This is a genomic window from Streptomyces sp. SID14436, from assembly GCF_010548465.1.
GTDB lineage: Bacteria > Actinomycetota > Actinomycetes > Streptomycetales > Streptomycetaceae > Streptomyces.
On sequence record NZ_JAAGMD010000764.1, the window covers coordinates 1 to 21,720 of the forward strand.

Annotated in this window: 17 protein-coding genes and 2 pseudogenes; 7 read left to right on the forward strand and 12 right to left on the reverse strand. The window is 70.1% G+C overall.

What is annotated here, in order from left to right:
- Positions 1-913: VWA domain-containing protein (locus G3I53_RS27660; protein WP_164438898.1), on the forward strand; the 913-nt coding region annotated here is incomplete at its 5' end.
- A 375-nt stretch (positions 914-1,288) separates the two neighbouring features.
- On the opposite strand, the gene G3I53_RS27665 is transcribed toward G3I53_RS27660, so the two are convergent.
- Both G3I53_RS27665 and G3I53_RS27670 read right to left on the reverse strand, forming a co-directional pair.
- Positions 1,289-1,795 (reverse strand): hypothetical protein, encoded by a 507-nt coding sequence (locus G3I53_RS27665; RefSeq protein WP_203592150.1) that lies wholly within the window; start codon positions 1,793-1,795, stop codon positions 1,289-1,291.
- Between the two features lie 110 nt (positions 1,796-1,905).
- Positions 1,906-3,789, reverse strand: coding sequence for an alpha/beta hydrolase (locus G3I53_RS27670; RefSeq protein ID WP_164336010.1), 1,884 nt, complete (start codon positions 3,787-3,789; stop codon positions 1,906-1,908).
- Between the two features lie 793 nt (positions 3,790-4,582).
- Here G3I53_RS27670 and G3I53_RS27675 point away from each other — a divergent pair.
- The 4 genes and pseudogenes from G3I53_RS27675 to G3I53_RS27690 all read left to right on the forward strand — a co-directional run.
- Positions 4,583-5,001 (forward strand): annotated as a pseudogene (locus G3I53_RS27675) (hypothetical protein); the annotation flags it as partial.
- Between the two features lie 297 nt (positions 5,002-5,298).
- Positions 5,299-6,042, forward strand: a complete 744-nt coding sequence (locus G3I53_RS27680) for an ATP-binding cassette domain-containing protein (protein ID WP_164336012.1) — start codon at positions 5,299-5,301, stop codon at positions 6,040-6,042.
- A 2-nt stretch (positions 6,043-6,044) separates the two neighbouring features.
- Positions 6,045-7,295, forward strand: coding sequence for a hypothetical protein (locus G3I53_RS27685; protein ID WP_164336014.1), 1,251 nt, complete (start codon positions 6,045-6,047; stop codon positions 7,293-7,295).
- Positions 7,292-7,879 carry a hypothetical protein gene (locus G3I53_RS27690; RefSeq protein ID WP_164336016.1) on the forward strand — a complete coding sequence of 196 codons (588 nt, stop codon included), beginning with the start codon at positions 7,292-7,294 and terminating at the stop codon, positions 7,877-7,879. The genes G3I53_RS27685 and G3I53_RS27690 overlap by 4 nt, the downstream gene beginning before the upstream one ends.
- Positions 7,880-7,902: 23 nt before the next feature.
- On the opposite strand, the gene G3I53_RS27695 is transcribed toward G3I53_RS27690, so the two are convergent.
- The 6 genes and pseudogenes from G3I53_RS27695 to G3I53_RS27720 all read right to left on the reverse strand — a co-directional run bounded on the left by G3I53_RS27695 (position 7,903) and on the right by G3I53_RS27720 (position 13,100).
- Entirely contained in the window at positions 7,903-9,393 is a 1,491-nt protein-coding gene (locus tag G3I53_RS27695; RefSeq protein WP_239064151.1) for an ATP-binding protein, read from the reverse strand.
- Between the two features lie 122 nt (positions 9,394-9,515).
- Entirely contained in the window at positions 9,516-9,755 is a 240-nt protein-coding gene (locus tag G3I53_RS27700) for a hypothetical protein (protein ID WP_164336018.1), read from the reverse strand.
- Between the two features lie 25 nt (positions 9,756-9,780).
- Positions 9,781-10,530, reverse strand: coding sequence for an NUDIX hydrolase (locus G3I53_RS27705; RefSeq protein WP_164336020.1), 750 nt, complete (start codon positions 10,528-10,530; stop codon positions 9,781-9,783).
- Complete coding sequence (locus tag G3I53_RS27710; RefSeq protein WP_164336022.1) at positions 10,527-10,739, reverse strand: DUF397 domain-containing protein; 213 nt, start codon at positions 10,737-10,739, stop codon at positions 10,527-10,529. The genes G3I53_RS27705 and G3I53_RS27710 overlap by 4 nt, the downstream gene beginning before the upstream one ends.
- Positions 10,720-10,958: pseudogene (locus tag G3I53_RS27715) on the reverse strand (Scr1 family TA system antitoxin-like transcriptional regulator); the annotation flags it as partial. The gene G3I53_RS27710 and the pseudogene G3I53_RS27715, both read right to left, overlap by 20 nt.
- 321 nt (positions 10,959-11,279) lie before the next feature.
- Positions 11,280-13,100, reverse strand: a complete 1,821-nt coding sequence (locus G3I53_RS27720) for a phosphoenolpyruvate carboxykinase (GTP) (protein ID WP_164336024.1) — start codon at positions 13,098-13,100, stop codon at positions 11,280-11,282.
- Between the two features lie 341 nt (positions 13,101-13,441).
- On the opposite strand from G3I53_RS27720, the gene G3I53_RS27725 reads away from it, so the two are divergent.
- Both G3I53_RS27725 and G3I53_RS27730 read left to right on the forward strand, forming a co-directional pair.
- Complete coding sequence (locus G3I53_RS27725; protein ID WP_164336026.1) at positions 13,442-14,143, forward strand: hemolysin III family protein; 702 nt, start codon at positions 13,442-13,444, stop codon at positions 14,141-14,143.
- Positions 14,144-14,307: 164 nt separating this feature from the next.
- Positions 14,308-15,039, forward strand: coding sequence for a Mut7-C RNAse domain-containing protein (locus G3I53_RS27730; protein ID WP_164336028.1), 732 nt, complete (start codon positions 14,308-14,310; stop codon positions 15,037-15,039).
- Between the two features lie 90 nt (positions 15,040-15,129).
- On the opposite strand, the gene G3I53_RS27735 is transcribed toward G3I53_RS27730, so the two are convergent.
- The 4 genes from G3I53_RS27735 to G3I53_RS27750 are packed head-to-tail and all read right to left on the reverse strand — an operon-like array spanning position 15,130 to position 21,681.
- Complete coding sequence (locus tag G3I53_RS27735) at positions 15,130-17,571, reverse strand: galactose oxidase-like domain-containing protein (RefSeq protein WP_164336030.1); 2,442 nt, start codon at positions 17,569-17,571, stop codon at positions 15,130-15,132.
- Positions 17,568-18,749, reverse strand: coding sequence for a glycosyltransferase family 2 protein (locus tag G3I53_RS27740; protein ID WP_164336033.1), 1,182 nt, complete (start codon positions 18,747-18,749; stop codon positions 17,568-17,570). The genes G3I53_RS27735 and G3I53_RS27740 overlap by 4 nt, the downstream gene beginning before the upstream one ends.
- Positions 18,746-20,392, reverse strand: a complete 1,647-nt coding sequence (locus G3I53_RS27745) for a phospholipid carrier-dependent glycosyltransferase (RefSeq protein WP_164343694.1) — start codon at positions 20,390-20,392, stop codon at positions 18,746-18,748. The genes G3I53_RS27740 and G3I53_RS27745 overlap by 4 nt, the downstream gene beginning before the upstream one ends.
- Positions 20,389-21,681, reverse strand: coding sequence for a glycosyltransferase (locus G3I53_RS27750; protein ID WP_164336899.1), 1,293 nt, complete (start codon positions 21,679-21,681; stop codon positions 20,389-20,391). The genes G3I53_RS27745 and G3I53_RS27750 overlap by 4 nt, the downstream gene beginning before the upstream one ends.
- Positions 21,682-21,720 lie beyond the last annotated feature (39 nt).

The window sequence follows — 21,720 nt, forward strand, 5'->3', positions numbered from 1 at the left end:
CGAGGCCGTCCGGCAGGAGGCCGCGCTGATGCGCGCGTGGGGCGTCGGCTCCGGAGAGCTGCGCCGGATGCCGTTCGGCGAACGCGCCCGGCTCGCGGAGCGGCTGCGCGGGGGCAGGCTCGCCCGGTGGGCCGAACTGATCGGCCGCTTCCGGCAGATGGCGGACGGCGAACGCGCCCGCAAGGTGGAGAACGCCACCGGCGAACTCGTCGGAGTCACCCTCGGCGACGACCTGTCCCGGGTCCTCCCCTCCGAACTGGCGGCCCTCGGCGTGCCCGCCCTGCGGGCGGTGTTCGCCTCGCGCTACGCCGCCGGGGAGCTGATGCTCTACGACAACCGGGGCGAGCAGTCCACGGGCCGGGGTGCCGTCATCGCCTGCGTGGACACCTCGCACTCCATGTACGCGGAGGGGCCGGGCGGGATCACCCGGGAGGCCTGGTCCAAGGCCTGCGCCCTGGCCCTGCTCGACCAGGCCCGCCGGGCCGGACGCGACTTCGTCGGCATCCTCTTCTCCGCCGCCGACAAGCTGCGCGTCCACCGCTTCCCGGCCGACCGGCCGGCCACCGTCACCGACGTCCTCGACTTCGCCGAGACCTTCCTCGGCGGCGGCACGGACTTCCAGCGCCCGCTGTCCACCGCCGCCGGGATCCTGGAGCAGGAGTACGACGACACGTCCCGGACGCGCGGCGACATCGTCCTGATCACCGACGACGCCTGCGAGGTCACCGAGACGTGGACCCGCGCCTGGAACGACGCCCGACACCGCCTGGGCTTCCGCCTCTTCGGCATCACCCTCGCCACCCCGGACGCCACCGCACCCGGCTCGGTCCTGGAATCCCTCTGCGACAACCTCCGCACCATCGACGACCTGACGGACGTCCATGGGGCGGCGGACTTGTTCCGGGTGATCTGAATCCCGGCCGCCGGCCGAGGGGCCACGCCCCGGAGGAACCGGCGGGCACCCCGGGACCGTTACGGAGCCCCGCGAGGCCACATAACTCTGGACGTATCCCGCGGCACCTTCGGGACGACGGGGCGATCACACACCCCGCGCGATGGCTGGGCGCTTACTTGATGACGTCGGTGGTGGCGGTGACTGGTCCTCGGCTGTCAGCCTGATCGGCGCCGCCGAAGTCCTGGCCACCCGTGCCGACGCGTGCCCGGCGTTGTAGGCGGTTCGCGCACTGCAGACGAACAACACGCGGAAGCGAGCCGTTGGGGGGAGACTCTTAGGGCCGCCAGGCATTGGGTCAGCCGGTCGCACGTTAGTTCTCCCCAAGGCACGTCCTCAGCTCTTCGCGCCTGGAGATGGGGAGCTGAGCGGGGTGCTGGCCGACCAGAAGTCAGAACGGATATATGGGAGCCCCTTCGCTGCCTCGGAATCGGGGTCGATCGGCTTCCGTGGGGGCTCCGTCACTCGAGATTCGACCGCGCACGGAGACGTAGCGTCGAATCGAGCCATGCCCTTGTAACCGATCTGCAGACTGACCCGAAACCCGTCAGGGGTCGATGCGAAGATGGCAGGCCTCTCCTTGTGGTCACGAACGGAAGTGATCTCATATCCGTTCTTTTTCCAGTGCCGCTCAACGAGCCCCAGAAAACTGCCACGCCGCTCGCCCGAGATGATCGTCATCACGTAGCGCCTCCGGATAATGGTTCCGGCACCCGTCGCATCTCCCTTGATGTCGGGACAAATGGCCTCGGTGGACGGCCCTCGCATCGCCTCGACCGTCGGCTTGATCCCGGCGAAGGTATTGTCCAGTATCTGTTCGGCGCGGTCGGCTGCTTCCTGCATATTCACTTTCTCCTCCTGCCCGCCGGCGCTCCCGGTGCCTTCTCCTATAAGGCCACACCCGGACAGTACAACTGACGCGATGGCCAGGACGGCAAATGAGTGGCCGTATCTCATCGGTGCCTTTCAGGGATAACAAGTTCACTGTACCCCGCCACGACGGCGGCCACATTCTGGGAAGACTCTGGATCGAGTTCGGGGTTGAAGTAGTTCGAATGCGCCGGAGTTGGGCCTTTACCACCGATTACCGGGAGAGGGCCGTCGGCGACCTTGAAGCGCTGGGCACCGAAGGCCTCGCTGGCAGGGTCCTTTCCGAACCAGATGTCGTCGTCGCCTTGATCGACGACGTCGCCCGCGATGTACGAGAAGAGGGGGCCGGAACCGGCGAAGACCGCCCCAGCAGCAGCCTCTTGTTTAGACGGCAGTCGCGTAACGGGGTCATTTGCCGCAGCGCCAACGAACACGTGCTCCTTGCCCACACCGAGATCCTCCGCCTTGTCGACGCCGACACCGGGGCTGCCGAGCAGCACGATGTCATCGACGCCAGGTATTCCTCCCGGTTCCTGCGTCGCCGCTCCAACCAGTCGCGAACCGTACGAATGCCCGATCGCTGTCAGGTGCGGATCGTCGTGGGAGTTCGTTGCGCCAAGACCATCAATGAAGGAGTTATACGCCGGCGCCCCCTTTTCGGCACGTTCGGCGGACATGACGTCCGTGTTCGAGAGCACGGTCGACGCATCCACGCCCCCGAGTTGGGGCGGATCATAGCCGAGCCACACGATAGAAGCGCTCGAGGGATCATGGAGGCGCGCGTTGATAGCTGTGTCGTACGCCCGCTTCAGATCATTGCGAGCGAAGTCCTCGTCGAGTGCCGTACCGAGCCCGGGTACGTACGCTGCAACGTTTTTGGAATTGTCTGGATCTCCGTAGGAGACGATTGCCCGTCCCGTGCCCTCATCGGCGATCCCGAGAAGGAACATCTCCGGCTCCTGAGGATCAGAAATTCGCTTTGTCGCGTTCTCTTCCAGGGCGCTTGCGATTTTTTTGATTCCACCGAGCCGGGCTTCAGCCTGCTCGCCGTCCTCACCTTCCAGCTTCGCGATCAGGAGCTGAAGGTTCTCCTTGTTGGCCTCATGGCGTACCGCAGCCGGAATTCCATCCAGGTTGCCGATCACGTCCGGATAACTTGCCAGGTACTCCTGGCGCTGCGCATCCGTAAGGTTGTCCCACCACTCCTTGCGGTCGACTGGCGACTTGTCGAGCGGGATCTCACTCCTGAGGTATTCGTACGCAGCCCCACGTACGGCCTCCACGTCAGCAGCAGCGTCCGCCCACGTATGCTCGTCCACGGTGAGGCCAGGTCCGGCCTTTAGTTTGCTCAGTACATTGCGATAGCGCTCATCGGTCTCCCTGGCCTGACGCAGTGCACGCACTATGCGATCGGCTATCTCCTGAGCCTTCGCATGATGTGGGTTCGGATGTGTCAAGCCGGACTGACGCCCGCCACCCGGCTGGTAGAGGCCATCCTCACTGGGCCGGTACAGCCCCTCGCCTCCAGGCCCTATGAGACCATCGCTTCCGACGACCTTGCCGCCGGGGATCGGCTCGTCCGTCAACTCATTCTTGCCTGCTGCCGGGTAGGAAACACTGCCGTCCGTGTGGACCGTGTACGACAGGTCCTGTGCATCCGCCAGCGCGCCCTTAACCGTTCGCTGATAGGGGGCAAGCTCTGCGGACAACCCCGCCACCGCCGTGCGAATCAGCCCGGCCTCAGTTTTGATGTAGTCGTAATTGGCGCCCAGCCGCTTGAACCTCTTGACCGCCGCTCTGGCTGACTCGCTCTCCTGGGTTTTGGAGAGTGCGCCGTCCATATCTGCCTTCACTCGATCCTGCGCGGCGTCGGCATGACGTGACACAGCAGCCCATCCCTCAGCAGCATCGTCCAGTTCTGTGAGGTCGATGTCACGCAACTGCTGCCAGGTCAGAGCGGCAGTCACCTGGCCGCTCCGTTCTGGGACACAGTCACAGCCCCCACCTTAGTGGCCGTCTCGGCGTCCACCCCGACCAGTTCCCGGCCAACCTTCCGCAGCTTGGGCTCCAACGTCTCGCACTCGTCACGTACGGCGCCCAACCTTGTCTCCCATGACGCCAGCACCTTCTTGATTTCCGCCAGGCTCACCAACCCCGTTATCCCTTCGGCGAGGCCTCCGTGTGCGGTGGTCAGAGTGCTTCTCGTTGTGTTGGTGCTGATCCGCAAGTCGTCAGCAGTACTCGCGGCTCGGCTCCATGGCCGGGCAGCGTGCTTGAGCCTGTCCCCGCCGCCGGCGCCATTCCCGCTGCCCGAAGGCCCACTGCCACTGGAATCCGCCGGAAGTTGGTTCAACTGCATACTCATGGACTGCCGCTCGGCCGCCGCAGTTTTGAGCTGCTCCCACTCTTCCCACGCCATACGTTAATTACCCCCCGCATCCCCGCTTCGTGAGTACAACAGACTCCGACGCGCTGCCATAAGGTTGCGTCTGCCGCGTATCGATCAAACCGTAGCGCGTTGATCACTCAAGTCATCGGTCGGACCGACCAGCACAGATGAGTACGAATACTCATGTGCCACAGAGCGGGTCGACCATCCAGCGTCGGGGCCAGCCTCGTCAGCGCCCGTGTGGATGCACTGGAAACCCGCGCCGGTCACGGCACGGCCGGTTGGCACCTGCCAGTCCCTAATCCTGACGCCGATAGCGTTCACGAACAGAGCCGGGTAGACCCGGCCGAGCGGCCGGTTCCGCCATTCGAGCGATGCCGGGCGGGATCACCCGGGAAGCCTGCTCCAAGGCCTGCGCCCTAACCCTGCTCGACCAGGCCCGCCGAGCCGGACGCGACTTCGTCGGCATCCTCTTCTCTGCCGCGGCACGGACTTCCAGCGCCCGCTGTCCACCGCCGCCGGAATCCTGGAGCAGGAGTACGACGACACGTCCCGGATGCGCGGCGACATCGTCCTGATCACCGACGACGCCTGCGAGGTCACCGAGACGTGGACCCGCGCCTGGAACGACGCCCGACACCGCCTGGGCTTCCGCCTCTTCGGCATCACCCTCGCCACCCCGGACGGCACCGCGCCCGGCTCGGTCCTCGAATCCCTCTGCGACAACCTCCGCACCATCGACGACCTGACGGACGTCCAGGGGACGGCGGACTTGTTCCGGGTGATCTGAGCGCGGGCCACCGGCCGAGGGGCCACGCCCCGGAGGAACCGGCGGGCGCCCCGGGACCGTTGCGGAGTCAACAAGTCCAATTATGGGCGGGTTGCAGATGGTAAGAAAATGATCAATAGTGATGCCCGGCCTGAACCCATTGGGCGGGTTCCAGACCGGGCATCACCGGCGCGGTGCGCCGTGCGACCACACGGCAGGCACCGCCCCTCGACGGGGGGTTCCGGACTCCGATGCCGACGACCGACCCCTCTGCCAGGCGCCTCGGCCAGGGGCCCCGGTCCTCCCCCACGAGGCCGCATGACACTGGAAATATCCCGCTGCACCTACGGGTACCGGCGGGGCGTTCACGTACTCGACGAACTGTCGCTCACCTTCGGACGGGGCTGCACCGTCCTGCTCGGTCCCAACGGGGCCGGGAAGTCGACCCTGCTCGGTGTCGCCGCCACGGCGATCGAGCCGGACTCCGGGCGGGTCAGCCTGCGGGGGCTGGTCCCCGACTCCGCCAAGGCCCGCAAGAAGTACCGGAGTCGGGTCGGCTGGCTGCCGCAGCAGGTGAAGCCGGTGGCGGGGCTGAAGCTCCGTGAGCAGGTCGCGTACGCCGGCTGGCTCAAGGGCATGTCGCGCCGGGCGGCCTGGGACGCCGCCGCGCCCGCGCTCGACCGCGTCGGCCTCGCCGGCCTCGGCGCGCGGACCGGGCGGCAGTTGTCCGGTGGGCAGCTCCGCAGGCTCGGCATCGCGCAGACGCTCGTGCACGGTGCGCACGTCGTGCTCATGGACGAGCCGACCGCGGGCCTCGACCCGCATCAGCGCGGGGTCTTCCGGGACCTCATCGGTGAACTCGCCGGAACCACCAGCTTCGTCGTCTCCACCCACCAGACCGAGGACCTCGCGGAGATCTTCGACTCGGTCGTGGTTCTGGACCGGGGTGCGGTGCGCTTCCAGGGCCCGGTCGACGCCTTCCTCGCCACCGCTCCGCCCGGCGTCGCGCCCGGCAGGCTCGCGGAGGCGGCGTACGCCGGATTCGTGCGCGGGGAGGCCTGAGCATGCCCTGGCGCGCACTTCTGCGCACCTCCGGTGCGGTGTGGGGGCTGCTCCCCGCCTGCGTCTGGATGTGGATCTACGCCCGTCAGCCCGATGCGCTGGTCACGGCGCCGGAGGGCTACTGGGAAGCGGCCACGGCGCACATCGCCGTCGTCGGCATCGTCCCGCTCGCCCTGTGTGCCGCCGCCGGTGCCTGGGAGGCCGCCCGGATCCGGCGTTCCGGGCTGGTCGACGGGGGCGCCCCCGCCCGTTCGCCGCTCGCCGTGGCGTCGTCCCAGCTCCGGACGGTGTGGATGGCCGGACTTCTCTGCGGACTGGTGGCGCTGTTGTGCGTCGCCGAACGGGCCGTCGGCGGACCTGGACGGCCGGACCTCCGGGTGCTGGCGCTGCTCGGTCTCCTGGTGACGGCCCACACCCTGGCGGGCTACGCAGCGGGCCTGCTGCTGCCCCGGACACTGGCCGCCCCCGTGGTCGCGGTGGCGGTCTTCCTGTGGCTCAGCTACCCCGTCGCCATGGAGCCGCTCTGGCTGCGTCAGCTCAACGGAACGAATCTCAACGAGGGGTGGAGCTACGAGCGGACCCTGGATGCCCGTGCCCTGATCGCCCCGGGCCTGGTGGCCACCGGGATCCTCCTGGCAGCGGTGATCGTGATCGCCGCCCGCACCCGTCCCGTGAAGCTCACGGCGTTGCTGCCGGTGGCCGCGGCCCTCGCCCTCGCCGTGCCCATGGTCACGCCCCTGGGATACGACCCCACCAGTAGCCGGGACACGAGTCTGCTCAGTTGTTCCGGGGAGCCGGTACGCGTGTGCCTCTGGCCGGAGCAGAGCGAGGACGGCGACAGGTTCCGTCCGTGGGTCACGGACGCCGCCGGCCGTCTGAAGGAGGCGGGAGTCACGTTGCCGAAGACGTACACGCCCGCCTTCGCCGGGCCGACGCGGGAGGACGTGATCACGACGCTGGTGAGCGGCATGATGCCGGACCCGGCACCGGAGTGTGCCGGACGGCAGCCGTGGCCCGGGGAGGCGGCCTACGCCCCGGTCGCGATGTGGCTGGAGCTGACCGCGGGAGGCGACCCCGAGGAGGTCGCGAGCCGGGTCGACGACGGAGGCAAGGCGCTGTCCCTGGTGCAGGACGTACGGAAACTCCCGGCAACGGCCCAGGCCCGCTGGTACCGCACGAACCGCGCCACGCTCACGCGTTGCGACCTCGAGCCGCGGTTGGCGGCCACGGCTTACCGGGGCGGTTCCCGGTGAACTGGTGGCTGCGGGTCCGTTCCGTGCCCGCCCTGCTCGGCGCCCTGGCCGTCGTCGTCGGTGTGGCGACGGCGGCGCCGGCCGCCGAAGTGCCCGTGCCCTCCCTGGCGGGCTCCCTGACGAGTGGGCTGCCCTTCCGCTACCTCGTGCCGCTCCTCCCCGTACTGCTCATACTGCACGGTCAGGCGCGTGCCGATCAGGCGTCGGAGTCCGTGGCGGTCCGGCCCGTGCGATGGCTGGACGCCTGCCTGATGACGTCGGTGGTGGCGGCGCTGCTCCTGGCCTCGGTGTTCGTGCCCGACGGAGTCGCCGTCGCCCGCAACACCGCCGGATACCTGGGCTGCGCCCTGGTCCTGCGCCGGTTCTCCACCCCGAGGCTGGCCCTCGCGCTGACCACCGTCCTGCCCTTCGCCGTGGTGTCGCTGGGCGGGAGGGGCGGAAACCGGTCCGCCTGGTGGGCCTGGCCCCTCCACGAGGGCACGGCTCCCTTCGCCGCGGGATGCGCGGCCGTACTCTTCGGCACCGGCCTGGCCCTGTACCTCCGCAGGCCACAGCGGAGCGGGGGGCGCGGCACGGACGAGTAGGCGGGTGCTTCCGGGACACGCGTTCAGGCCCCGTGATAGAGCCGGTGCAGGTCGACCAGGACGACCTCGCCCCGCTTCTCGGCGTCGCGCAGTTCCGGGGCGAAGCCCGCGCCGCTGTAGCAGGCGGGGCGGGCCCGGCTGGTGTCGACGCCGCGTGCTTGCAGCAACTCAAGGATGCGGCGCAGACGTTGAAGGTGGCCCAGGTGCATCACCTTGTGCCACTTCGCCTCGCCGACGGAGAGCAGGATGCCCTGGTCCTGGCCGACCGCTCCGTGCACCACCACGTCGGCCTCCAGGGTGGTCCGGTTCGCGGGGTCGGCGACGGTTCCTGCCGAGACCTGAATGGGCATGCCCCCGAAGGTCGCGGCATCCGCGTGCCACTCGACCCATTCCCGGCACAACCGCTCGAAGTGGGGACCGACGACCTTGCTGAGGAACGTCGGACGGCTGTGTTCCCACATGGTGGCGGGCCCACGACGGCGGGACAGCAGAGCCGTCTCCGGGCGTACGACGGCGTGGTGGAAGGTGATGAGGGGCTCGGCGACGTGGTAGGTGGCGCGGTTGGCGCGGAACGCGTCCGGCTCGGAGGTCAGCAGACCGCAGTTCTTCAGGACGGTCAGCGGCAGGGAGATGTCCGTGGCCTTGCGGCCGACCGCGCTCGCGATGCCGCCGCTGGTGCTGTTGCCGCTCGCCACCGCTGCCAGGACCGAGTGGTAGAGCGACCGGTTGCGCAGGTCCGGCTCGGCGGCCAGGAGGTACGGGGCCTCACCGTGGAGGGGACGTGCCGGGTTGAGTACGGTCCGGCAGACCCAGGCGTCGAAGTCGTCGGGCCCGTCCGGCACGTCGTCGTCGACGAACTCCCTGCGGTACGCGGGTGTTCCACCGACGATGGCGTGCACGAGAACGGCCAGCCGCGGATCCCGGATGCCCCAGAAGTCGGCCGCCTCCCGGTAGCCGAGCGAGTGCACGACCAGGTCGAGACCCGCCCTGCCGTAGAGCGGTGACGCTCCGGAGAGCAGGCCGCCCATGAACGACATCGCGCTCCCGCAGAGCAGGATCCGGGGGCGCTCCCGGCCGTGCCGCTCGGAGCGGACGCCCAGGGCGGCCTGCAACTGGGAGGGGAGGGCGGGCGCGCTCTGCACCAGGTAGGGGAACTCGTCGATCACGACGGGCACCGGCCGGTCCTTCGCGAGCCCGAAGAGCAGCGTCAGTGCCTGTTCCCACGTCTCCGGCCTCGGGGGGACCGCGGCGCCGGTGAAGCGTGCGATCGCCTCCCCCAGCAGCCGCAGGGACTCGGCGGCCGATGCCTCGACCGCCGCGTAGTAGAAGCCGTCGGTGGCGTCGGCCAGCGCCTGGAGCAGGAAGCTCTTGCCCTGCCGCCGACGGCCCGACACCACGCCGAGCCGGGGCCCGGCGCCCTCGGCGGTCGCGAAGGCGGTCAGCTCGCTCCACTCCCACTCCCGGTCGAACATGTCCGGGGGTCTCGGCAGACTGCGCGTGGCGGAACGGGCCATGACGCTTCCTCTCTTTTAGAGACGTATCTCTTAGAGGTACGTCTCTAAAACGAAGGGGCAGGCCCCCTGGTTACGGGTGGCTCCACGCGCATCCTGGATATGGAGGCCGTGTGGGACTGCGTTCAGCGCCCCGCCTGGGTGCGCACCCCGGTGACCGTGTGGCGGAAGACGGAGTGGCCGGACGCTGTCGCCTCCGCGCGCAGAAGGACGCCCGTGTCCGGGTCGACGGTGGACGTGACGTCGACGACCGCGTCCAGCCTTACGTCCTCGGCGACCGCCGAGGCGAGCCGGGACAGCGCCCAGCCGGTCAATGGCGCCTGCTCCGCAGGCGGTTCTCCCAGGCAGTGGGGAGGTACTGCCATGCAGCCCGCTCTCCTTACCAAGTCATCACCCCTGCGCGGGCCCCGCTCGGTGGGCATGCCGAGAGAGGACAGGGAGCAGGTACGGCACGTGTGGGCCTGCGAGTCGTGGCAGGTCGGCGGGGGAATGCAGGAGGGCGATTCGGTCCAGTTCCGGGGCGTGGCCGAGGGCGCGCTCGGACGTGGTGAGGGCGTCGAAGCAGCCGTGCAGCCAAGGAGCCGGGCGGGGCGGCGCCTTGTAGAGGACGCCGACGCTGCCGTTCTCGCCCCGCGTGACCTGCCAGAGCGTCAGACGGTCTCCCGGGACCTCGATTCCGGTCTCCTCGGCCAGTTCGCGGGCCGCGTGCTCGCGCAGGTCACTCTCGGTCAGCATCTCGCCCTCCGGCGGTGGCTCGACCGCGCCGCCGGGGAGCTGCCAGCGGCCCGGCGAGGTGGTCCACGGGGCCATCCGGCCGACCAGGAGCCGTCCGTCGTCCGACGGTTGGGCCACCGCGGCGAACAGGGCCGGCAGCCGCACGGTCGCGCCTGGCGTCCGGCGCAGGGCGTAGTAGCGGTACGTCGCCCGGACCCACGTCAGGACGATGCCGTGCGGCTCGTCGCGTTCCAGGGCCGTGCAGCCGACCACCGGTCCGTCGAACAGCGTGGGGTTGGCCCGGACGGCCGCCTCCCAGGCGTCGTCCATGGCCCGCCGGTCCGACGGAGACAGGACGGGTGCCGGGGCCTCGACCAGGGTCAGCCGGTCGGCGTCGAAGAGCTCGGCGCCGAGCGGCTGCGTCACGTCCCGGGGTCCGGCTTGAGGGACGTGACGAACGATGTCCACGCCGGCGCCGTGACCGTCAGCACGGGGCCGTGCGGGACCTTGGAGTCCCGGACGGGGACGACGTCGGTGTGGGCGTCGCAGACTTCCAGGCAGTCGCCGCCGCTGCCGTTGCTGTAGCTGCTCCTGCGCCAGACAGCCGTGCTCAAGTCAATCCCGGTGCTCGCCATTTCGGTCATCCTCAGCCGCCTTCTCCATCAGGGCGAGGGACGCCTTCGGAGGCAGTGCGGCGGCCCTGGGCAGATCGTATGCCTTGCGACACCGCGTCATGAGGGCGGATCGTCGACCGTGTCTTCGCTGTACTGCGACTCCAGGTAGACCAGCGGTGGGGCGTCTGGAGAGGTCATGACCTTGGTCGTTCCCATCATGAGGGGGTGCGCGCCGCAGTTCCTGTTCGCGGAGGACGGGGAGGACGGCGGGACGACGGCCGAGCGCTCCGGTCGACGGGGTCCGTCGGCCGGAGCGCTCGGTCATCCATCGGCACGTTCGTGAAAGCCCGCGGGGCGGGCCGTGCCGCAGTGGGCGGGGGTGGGCCCGTCGCCGCGGGTCCCGTCGGGGCGGACGGGGCGCGGTGGCGGGCCCGGAACCCCGTACGCCGTTGTACGGGGCCCCGCCGGTCGGTTCCGCGGCCGGCCGTGGCGTGACGATCGCTGGTCAGGGCATCCTCAAACCGAGTACCGACCGGCCGCGGGGTTCATGGGGGCGAGGGCTCAGCCCAGGCGCTGCACCAGCGCGCGGTACTGGTCCCACAGCTCCTTGGGGGTGTGGTCGCCGAAGGTGTTGAGGTGCTCGGGGACCAGGGCCGCCTCCTCGCGCCAGACGTCCTTGTCGACGGTGAGGAGGAACTCCAGGTCGCTGTCGGAGAGGTCGAGGCCGTCGGTGTCGAGGGCGTCCTTGGTCGGCAGGATGCCGATGGGGGTCTCGACGCCCTCGGCCTTGCCGTCCAGGCGGTCCACGATCCACTTCAGGACACGGGAGTTCTCGCCGAAGCCGGGCCAGACGAACGTGCCCTCGTCGTTCTTGCGGAACCAGTTGACGTAGTAGATCTTGGGCAGCTTCGACTGGTCCTTGTCGGCGCCGACCTCGATCCAGTGGCCCATGTAGTCGCCCATGTTGTAGCCGCAGAACGGCAGCATGGCGAACGGGTCGCGGCGCAGCTCGCCGACCTTGCCCTCGGCGGCGGCGGTCTTCTCGCTGGCGACGTTGGCGCCGAGGAAGACGCCGTGGTTCCAGTCGAAGGACTCCGTGACGAGGGGGACGGCGGTGGCGCGGCGGCCGCCGAAGAGGATCGCGGAGATCGGCACGCCCTTGGGGTCCTCCCACTCGGGCGCGATGATCGGGCACTGCGCGGCGGGGGTGGTGAAGCGGGCGTTGGGGTGGGCGGCCGGGGTGCCCGACTCGGGCGTCCAGTCGTTGCCCTTCCAGTCGGTCAGGTGGGCCGGGACCTCCTCGGTCATGCCCTCCCACCACACGTCGCCGTCGTCGGTGAGGGCGACGTTGGTGAAGACGGAGTTGCCCCAGAGGGTCTTCATGGCGTTGGCGTTGGTGTGCTCGCCGGTGCCGGGGGCGACGCCGAAGAAGCCGGCCTCGGGATTGATGGCGTAGAGGCGGCCGTCCTCACCGAAGCGCATCCAGGCGATGTCGTCGCCGATGGTCTCGACGGTCCAGCCGGAGATCGTGGGCTCCAGCATGGCGAGGTTGGTCTTGCCGCAGGCGCTCGGGAAGGCGGCGGCGACGTACTTGGACTCGCCCTGCGGCGGGGTCAGCTTGAGGATGAGCATGTGCTCGGCGAGCCAGCCCTCGTCGCGGGCCATGACGGAGGCGATGCGCAGGGCGTAGCACTTCTTGCCGAGCAGGGCGTTGCCGCCGTAGCCGGAGCCGTAGGACCAGATCTCGCGGTCCTCGGGGAAGTGCGAGATGTACTTGGTGCTGCTGCACGGCCAGGGGACGTCCTGCTGGCCCTCGGCGAGGGGGGCGCCGACGGAGTGCACGGCCTTGACGAAGAAGCCCTCGTCGCCGAGCTCGTCCAGGACGGGCTGTCCCATGCGGGTCATGGTGCGCATGGACACGGCGACGTACGCCGAGTCGGTGATCTCGACGCCGATCGCGGACAGCGGCGAGCCGAGGGGGCCCATGCAGAAGGGCACCACGTACATGGTGCGGCCCTTCATCGAGCCGCGGAACAGCCCTTTGTCGCCGGAGAAGATCTCCCGCATCTCGGCGGGGGCCTTCCAGTGGTTGGTGGGGCCGGCGTCCTCCTCCTTCTCGGAGCAGATGAACGTCCGGTCCTCGACGCGGGCGACGTCGGTGGGGTCGGAGGCCGCGTAGTAGGAGTTGGGGCGCTTGATCGGATCCAGCTTCTTGAAGGTGCCCTTGGCGACGAGTTCCTCGCACAGCCGGTCGTACTCGGCCTCCGAGCCGTCACACCAGACGACGGCGTCGGGCTGCGTCAGTTCTGCGATCTCGTTGACCCAGGAGATCAGTCCCTGGTGGGTGGTGGGGACGCCGGGAGCCGCGATGTCGCGCGCCACGATTGCTCCTAAATGAGGGTTTTTGGTTTGGAGGCCCCGTGGGGGCTGCGGCCCGGATGCTTCACGGAGGGATCTTGGCGCTCATCCGGTACCGACCGCACTCATATGATCATGCGATGCGAGCGCCCATCTGTCCAGAGGGGCGCACAGGTGAGCAACGTGACGATGGCCACGGTTTTCCGGGACTCTTTACGTGCACATTGAGTACACCTTGCGCAATCTTTGCGTGACGATTTCCGAGGGGTGCGCGGGCCCGGCGGTGCGTGAGACGATGGCCACTTCCCGTCGGTCAAGAGGCCGCACTCATCCGTAACTTACGGTCCCGTAGGTACGATGCGACCATGACAGCGTTCGTCCCCGACGCAACCGACCACACCTCCGCAGGCCACGGCCCGGAGGAGATTTCCCTGCCCCACCCGGTCAAGCCGAAGCTGCGCGGCTGGCTGCACCTCGGCATGTTCCCCGCCGCCCTGGTCGCCGGGCTGGTGCTCACCGCCCTGGCCGACTCCACCCGGGGCCGCATCGCCTGCGGGATCTACGCCCTGACCGCCTGCCTGCTCTTCGGCGTCAGCGCGCTGTACCACCGGGGCGACTGGAGTCCGCGCATGGACGGCGTCCTGCGCCGCCTGGACCACGCCAACATCTTCCTGATCATCGCGGGCACCTACACCCCGCTGACGATCCTGCTCCTGCCGGACACCAAGGGCCGGTGGCTGCTCTGGGGCATCTGGGCGGCCGCCGCCGCGGGCATCCTCTTCCGGGTCTTCTGGGTCGGGGCGCCCCGCTGGCTCTACACCCCCTGCTACATCGCCATGGGCTGGGCCGCCGTCTTCTACCTCCCCGACTTCACGCGCGCCGGCGGCATCGCCGTCCTGGTCCTCGTCGTCGTCGGCGGCCTGCTCTACAGCGCGGGCGGCGTCATCTACGGCATCAAGCGCCCCAACCCCTCACCCCGCTGGTTCGGCTTCCACGAGGTGTTCCACTCCTTCACCCTGGCGGCCTTCATCGCCCACTACGTGGGCATCTCCCTGGTGGCCTACTAGGCCCCCGCCCCGGCCCCGGGCGGTCCACCTCCCGCAGCCCTCCACGGCCGCGGCGCCGACACCGGCGCCGCGGCTTCTCCGTGCGGGCCCCCGACGCCCTTGCGCGCGGACCGCCCACCGGGAAATGCCGAGGACGCGACCGGCCGCCGTGTCATCCTTGCCGGGTGAACGGTCCAGAGATCCGTGTCGAGTTCGCCCCGCAACTGCTCGTCTTCGTGCCGCAGGCCCGGGCCACCGGCACGCTGCACACCGGCACCGACGGCGTCTCCGGCCTCGGCCACGTCGTCGAGTCGCTCGGGGTACCGCTCACCGAGGTCGGCACGCTCCTCGTGGACGGCCGCGAGGTGCCCGTCTCGCACCTGCCCGGCGCGGGCGAGTCGGTGACCGTGCGCGCCGTCGAGCACCCCCAGCGCGTCCCGGGCGCACCGCTGCGGTTCCTCCTCGACGTGCACCTCGGCACCCTGGCGCGACGGATGCGGCTGCTGGGCGTCGACACCGCGTACGAGTCCACCGACATCGGGGATCCCGCGCTGGCCGCCCGCTCCGCGGCCGAGCAGCGGGTGATGCTCAGCCGGGACCGGGGACTGCTGCGCCGCCGGGAACTGTGGGCGGGCGCGTTCGTCTACAGCACCCGGCCCGAGGAGCAGCTGGAGTACGTGCTCGACCGGTTCCGGCCCGAGCTGCGGCCCTGGAGCCGGTGCACCGCCTGCAACGGGCTGCTGCGCTCCGCGACCAAGGAGCAGGTCGCCGACCAGCTCAAGGGTGGTACGCACCGCACGTACGACGTGTTCGCGCAGTGCGCCCAGTGCGGGCGCGCGTACTGGAAGGGCGCGCACCACGAGCAGCTGGAGGCCATCGTGGACCGGGCCGTCGCCTTCCACGCCGAGCTCGGGTGAGGTCCGGCGGGCAAGCGACGACGGCGGGGGCGCACGGACCGTGGTGGTGCGTGCGCCCCCGCCGTCGTTCAGGGGTTCCTCAGCGGTTCCTCAGCGGCGGTGCCGGTAGTCCCCCTTGCCGCAGGCGATGCCGTCCCGGTCGCGGTCCAGCTTCAGCGGGTCGTCCTTGCCGTTGACCTCCAGACGGCCGTAGTCGTGCTCCTTCAGCCAGTCGCAGCGGGCGGCCGTGGTGGGTTCGACGTCCGCCGGGAAGGTGGTGGGCACGCAGACGTTGGCCGAGCCGTAGTGGCGGTCGCAGCCGGAGACGGTCGGGGCGACCGGTTCGGCGGCGCGCTTCGTGCGGGGGCCGGTGACCTTGCCCTGCGGGGCGTCGGCGAAGTCGTGGACGTGCGCGTGGGCGTGGGCGTCCTGCGCGGTCAGCGCGGGCGGGCCCTGGAGGTGCACCCACTTCGCCACCGACGGCACACCGTTGGCGTCGACGGCGAACAGCATGTACCAGCCGGGCGGGGCCAGGTTGGGGTTGCTCGTCACGTTCAGGTCGACGGTCGTGGCGTCGTCGCCGTCCACCGACAGCGGCAGGTCCACGAACCGCTGGTTGGGGTCGGAGGAGTGGGTGACGGCCGCCGGGCGGATCAGCTCCGCCTTGGCGATCGGCCGGTCGACGGTGATCCGCTGGGTGTCGCCGTAGGTCCACTCGGTGTCGATCACCGAGGTGATCACCGGGCGTTCGCCCTTGAAGAGGTAGGGCGGGCTGTAGACGGACACGTTGTGGTTCCAGGAGCCGTCGCCCGGGTTGTCCCCGGTGGTCATGACCCGGCCGTCGGGCAGCAGGAACGCCGAGGAGTGGTAGCCGCGGGCCTCCGGGTCGGCGGCCACCGGGTCGAACGTCTCCGTCGCCGGGTCGAAGATCGACGTCTCGAACACCGGGTCGGCCCGGTTGTGCAGGGCGCCGCCGGTCTCCAGGACCTTGCCGTCGGGCAGCAGCACCGCGGAGACGTACATCTTGCCCTGGTCACCGGTCTGCGGGACGCGGCCGTTGCCGAGGTCGACGGTGCCCTGCGGGATCGGCGGGCCGGCCACGTACGCCGGGTCCGGCTGCTTGAGGTCGATGATGTCGGTCAGCCGGTTGGCCTCCGGGTTGCTGTCGATGTTGCCGCCGCCCAGGGTCAGCACCTTCTGGTCCTGCGCCGGGGGCAGCAGCACGCTCGCGGACTGGTCCCGCTCGTCCTTGTTCTGCAGGCCCGGCACCTGGGTGATGGTGTTGGCGTCGTAGTCGTAGATCGCGGAGCCGGTGCCCGGGATGTTGTTGCCGAAGACGTGGCTGCCGGAGTAGAAGAGGCGCCCGTCCTGCATGAGGATCATCGACGGGTACAGGCCCCAGTACGACCAGGTCTGGTTGACCTGCCAGGTCGGCAGCCACTGCTGTTCGGCGTCCGACCACCGCTCGGCGGTGACCGAGCCGGTGGAGTCCTCGCGCAGACCGCCGAAGCTGAGCACGTCACCGTTGCCGAGGATGGTCGCCGACGGGTACCAGTGGCCGTCGTTCATGTCGTTGGTCCTCGTGTAGGTCTCCGTCTCCGGGTCGAAGATGTAGGAGTCCTTGTAGCCCTGGTAGCCGATGGTGCCGTCGTCGGACGGGTAGCCCTTGTTGCCGCTCATCACCAGGACCCGGCCGTCCTGGAGCTGCACGTGGCCCGCGCAGAACATGTCGTCCGGGGTGGGGATGACCTTGTAGGTGCCGTTCTCCGGGTCGTAGACCGCGGAGGTGAAGGTGCCCGCCTCGAACAGCTCCGGGTCGTTGCCGGAACCGGCGATCAGCAGCACCTTGCCGTTGTGCAGGACCACCGAGTGCATGGAGCGGACCGGGTTCTCGGTGGCCAGCACCTCCCACTCGCCGTCGGCGCACTCGGCGGCCGTGCCGGTGCAGCCGGGCTCCGGGACCGGGTCGGCGACCTGCTCCATCGTGTAGTCGTCGGTGGTGGCCGCGCCGGTGCCGTAGACGGAGACGCCCCAGGAGATGCGGTCGGTGCCCTCGGGGACCTCGGGCGTGCGGACGGTCGCCTCGGTCCAGGTGGTGGGCTGCATGTCCAGCGTCTTGAGGTCGGTCCAGTACTGCCAGCCGGCGGTGCTGTCGTGCCGGAACAGCGTGATGGACGCGTCCGGAGTGGTCGTCTTGTACCACAGGCCCAGGTCGTACTGCTTGCCCGGCGTCACCACGGGCGCGCAGTCGGCGGACTCGGTGATCAGCGCCTTGCGGTCGCCGTCCGTGCGGCGGGTCAGCTCGACCCTCATCGCCTTGTCGCCGCTGCGGGCGTCGGAGGTGGTGGTGAACGTGAAGTCGTTGTCACCCCAGCCGGACTTCTCCCAGCAGTACGGCATGTCGCCGGTGCCGGCGGTCTCGAAGCCGGGGTTCTTGATCAGGTTGGCGGCGGAGGCGGCTTGCGGCGCGGTGAGGAGCAGGCCCGTGGTGAGGGCGCCGACGGCCAGCAGGGCCGCCGGTCTGCGCCGGGCCAGGACGGTGGCGAGATTCATGACGTACTACTCCTTGGACGACTGCGGCGAGGCAGGTACACCAGCGCTTCGGTCCCCACGAAGCGCAGGACGAAGGTGATCGCGAGAGCCAGGGCGGTGGCCGGGACCGCGGCCATGTCGAACCGGCTCACCAGCAGCGCGATCAGGGGCAGGCGCAGCACCAGGTCGGCGTTGGCGAGCAGCGCGAACCGCACCGTGCGGTCCGCCCAGTGCCGGTGCCGCCGCCGCTCACGGAACAGCAGGGTCTCGATCAGCAGGAAGTTCCACGCCACGCCGAACTGGTTGGCGGCGATCTCGGCCGGCAGGTAGTGCACGCCCGCCCCGGTCAGCGCCCACAGCGCGGCCAGGTTCGGCAGGAAGCCGGTGAGGCCGATCAGCCCGAAGACGATCATGCGGGCGGGCGGCGACTCGGTGCGCAGCCCGGTGAGGTGCCGCAGGAAACGCAGTCCCTCACCGGCGGTCGACTTGGACTGACCCGCGTGCCGTTCCCGGAAGACGAACGGGACCTCGGCGACCGTGCGGGGCCGGCTGCGGACGGCGAGCTCCAGCAGGATCTTGTAGCCGAGGGGCTTGAGGTCGTCGGCGGTGACCGTGCTGCGGCGGATCGCGAAGAACCCGCTCATCGGGTCGCTGATGCCGTGCAGGCGGCGCGGGAACAGGGCCTTGGTCAGCCAGGTCGCGCCGCGCGAGACGGCCACCCGGTAGCTGCCGGCCAGCCCGGCGCGGCTGCCGCCCTCGAGGTAGCGGGAGGCGACGACGAGGCCCGCGTTCGTCCGCTCCCCCGTCGCCACCAGCTCCGGCACGAGGGCGGGCGGGTGCTGGCAGTCGCCGTCCATGACGACCACCCAGTCCGAGCCGGCCGCCCTGAGGCCCTCGACCACCGCGCCGCCGAGCCCGCCGACCGCCTCCTCGCGGTGCAGCACGGTCACCGGGAACGGGCAGTCCTGCGCGGCCTCGCGGATCACGTCGGGGGTGTCGTCGGTGGAATCGTCCACGAAGACCACCTCGCACGGCAGCCGGGACGGCACCGACTCGGTGATCTGCTGCAGCAACGCCCGTATGTTCGCGGACTCGTTGAACGTCGGGACGACGATGGTGACCGCTCCCGGCTCGGCCACTCCGGCCGGGTCGAGGGCCGGTTCGCCGAGCCCTCCGGGGACCGTGTGCTCCTGGCTCATCGGCTGCCTCCGGCGGTCTCGACGCGGCGGATCTCGACCCGGTCCTCGCCGTCGCCGAAGGTGGCCACCGGCACCGAGTGCTCGATGGCCGCCCGCACGTTGGGCAGGTCCTTCGCGTCGCGCCGTACCGTCGGGGAGGCCACCACGTAGTCGATGTCCCGCCAGCCGCGCGGCATCGTCCTCGTCACCGCCGGGTCCAGGTCGGCCTTGTAGAACCAGATGACGCCCAGTCCGGGCCGGTACCCGGCGTGCACCAGGTCCAGCCACATCGCGTCGTCCACCAGCACCCGGGTGCCGCCCGGGTCGGGCACCTCGGTGGCCATCCACTCCACGGCCCCCTCGTAGGGCGCGTTGGCGTCGGTGGTGACGGCGGTGCGCGCCCCGTCGTACCAGCGGGGGACGACGTACGCGCAGGCGGCGAGGGCCAGGGCGACGGCGAGCGCGTACCGGGCGTGGACCACCACCCGCCGCTCGGTGTCCGACCGCCGGCGCCGCAGGACGGCGTGCGCGACGCTCGCGGCGCCCCCGGCGAGGACCAGCGCGAGGAACGGCAGCGCCTGGATGACGTACATCGCGGGCAGGTAGCCGTTGGGGCGCAGGGCCAGCGCGGCCAGGATCGCCACGGTGAGCGCGGGGCCCGCGAGGGCGCGGGCGGTGACCGACCAGCGCCAGGTGGCGAGCAGCAGCAGGGCGCCGGCGAGGCCGCCGAGCGGCAGGATGCGGTCGTAGTACAGCCAGGACTGCAGCACGCCCCAGGAGCCGGAGCCCTCGTCGAGGATGAAGCCCGAGCCGGGCCGGGTCATCTGGTAGGTGACGCCGTCCCACAGGGAGACGTGCCCGCTGCCCGGCAGCAACTCGCCCTTCAGCAGCGCGAAGAGCGGGTAGGAGAAGCCGATCAGGGCGCAGGCCGTGACGGCGCCGGTCAGCGCGAACTTGCGGGTGTCGGGATGGCTGTGCCGCCAGGCCGTGAGGAACAGGGCGGGCAGGACGACGAGCATCGTCTCCTTGGTCAGCACGCCGGTCGCGGCGGCCATGCCCGCGCCGAAGTGGTGCCAGAGGTGACGGCTCGGGGAGGCGGCGAGGGTGAAGGCCAGCAGCGTCCACATCACCGCGAGGTTGTCGAGGAAGATCTCCCGCTGGAGCACCACCGACAGCGGGGACAGCCCGAACAGGGCCATGCCGAGCCCGGCGGCCCAGCGGGGCAGGGCGAGCCGGCGGCCCAGGACGTACACCAGGACCGCGCTGATGCCGCTGATCAGCAGCATCACGGCCCGCATGGTGCCCACGGTCATCGACTCGGGGCTGAGCATCGCCGGGATCCAGGTCAGGACGGCGAGCTGGATCCAGCCGAGCGGCGGATGGTCGTACCAGTACGTGTAGTGCGCCAGGCCCCGGCCTTCCTGCACGGCCCAGGCCTGCGCGAGATAGGTGCCCTCGTCGTCGCTGAGGGTCGGGTAGGCGCTGATGTTCCAGCCCTGCACGAGCAGGATCGCCACCAGCAGGACCCCGCACAGGAGCAGGTCGGAACGGGAGGAACGCAGCCGGTCCGGCGGCACGGCGCGGCCCGTGGGACCGGCCGCGGGCGCGGGCCGGCGCTGCGCGGGGACCTTCGGGGCGGTCGCCGCGGGAAGGGTGGAGGTCACGCGGGAACGTCCTCTCGGGTCACGCCGGACGCGCCGGCCCGGGTCGTGCCGGACGCGTCGAGGTGGGCGCCGACGTGCGTGGTCAGCTCCCAGTCGTTGCGGCCCCGCTGCTCGCGCCAGACGGCGCGGACCGCGGCACCGGCGAGGAGCACCTGGTAGAAGGGGCCGCCCACGACCAGCTTGAGGTAGTGCACGAACCGCACGCGCAGCCCGTACTGCTTGCCGAAGTCGTGCAGTCCCACGACCTCGAAGACGAAGGTGACCAGGGCGGTGACGGCCGGCAGGAAGGTGATGAAGGCGATGCCCACGGGCACGTCGAGGAAGACGGCGATCGCCACGTTCAGCGGGATGATCAGCCCGGTGAACGCCTGGAGGAACGGTGTCATCAGCGTGTAGCGGGCCAGCAACCGCTGCCCGAACGTGGGCAGTTGCTTCCAGTCCTTCTTCCGGTACACCTGAAGGAAGCCCTGGTTCCAGCGGGTGCGCTGCTTCAGCAGCGACATCAGGGAGCCCGGGGTCTCCTCCCGGGTGACCATGTCGGAGTCGTAGGCGACCACGACCCGCTTGCCGACGCTGGACAGCCGCACGCCCAGGTCGCAGTCCTCGGCGAGGCAGTCGGGGTCCCAGCCGTGCGCCTCGCGCAGCACGTCGGTGCGGACGAAGACGGTGTTGCCGCCCAGCGGGATGAACCCTTTCTGCGCGTGCAGGTGCAGCCGGGAGCGGAACCAGAAGAAGTACTCCAGGCAGTTGCGCAGGCTGTACCAGCTGGAGTGGAAGTTGATCAGCTGCACCCCGCCCTGGACCACGTCCGCGCCGGTGGAGCGGAAGGCGTGGTCGACGTGGGCGAGCAGCTCCGGGTGGACCTGGTCCTCGGCGTCGAAGACCCCGACGACGTCGCCGCGGCAGTGCGGCAGCGCCGTGTTCATGGCCTTCGGCTTGTTCTTGCGCTCATGGGTGTCGACGACGACCCGCACCCGCGGGTCGCGGGTCGCGGCGGCCTCGGCGACGGCGGTGGTGCCGGGGTCGTCGTGGCCGACGATCACGATGATCTCGAAGTCGGTGTGGCTCGACTCCAGCAGCCGCTGGATGGTGTGGTCGAGCACCGCCTGCTCGTGGCGGGCGGGCAGCAGCAGCGAGAAGGAGAGGCGACCGCCGCCGTCCGGGCTGCCGAACCGGGTGGACGCCAGCACCTCCGGCGTCCGCCAGGCGTGCATCTGCCACCACAAGGTGAACCCGGCCATCCAGAAGAGGGCCAGCGAAACGACAGCAATGAACAACGACGTGAGCAAAACAGATCCCCCCAGATCCCGTAGCCCCCGTGCCGTGAC

Excerpts from the sequence above, each read along its gene's own strand:
- G3I53_RS27695 (WP_239064151.1), bottom strand. The coding sequence starts at position 9,393 with ATGGCCCGTTCCGCCACGCGCAGTCTGCCGAGACCCCCGGACATGTTC.
- G3I53_RS27700 (WP_164336018.1), bottom strand. The coding sequence starts at position 9,755 with ATGGCAGTACCTCCCCACTGCCTGGGAGAACCGCCTGCGGAGCAGGCG.
- G3I53_RS27680 (WP_164336012.1), top strand. The coding sequence starts at position 5,299 with ATGACACTGGAAATATCCCGCTGCACCTACGGGTACCGGCGGGGCGTT.
- G3I53_RS27665 (WP_203592150.1), bottom strand. The coding sequence starts at position 1,795 with ATGCAGGAAGCAGCCGACCGCGCCGAACAGATACTGGACAATACCTTC.
- G3I53_RS27710 (WP_164336022.1), bottom strand. The coding sequence starts at position 10,739 with ATGGCGAGCACCGGGATTGACTTGAGCACGGCTGTCTGGCGCAGGAGC.
- G3I53_RS27740 (WP_164336033.1), bottom strand. The coding sequence starts at position 18,749 with ATGAGCCAGGAGCACACGGTCCCCGGAGGGCTCGGCGAACCGGCCCTC.
- G3I53_RS27735 (WP_164336030.1), bottom strand. The coding sequence starts at position 17,571 with ATGAATCTCGCCACCGTCCTGGCCCGGCGCAGACCGGCGGCCCTGCTG.
- G3I53_RS27685 (WP_164336014.1), top strand. The coding sequence starts at position 6,045 with ATGCCCTGGCGCGCACTTCTGCGCACCTCCGGTGCGGTGTGGGGGCTG.
- G3I53_RS27725 (WP_164336026.1), top strand. The coding sequence starts at position 13,442 with ATGACAGCGTTCGTCCCCGACGCAACCGACCACACCTCCGCAGGCCAC.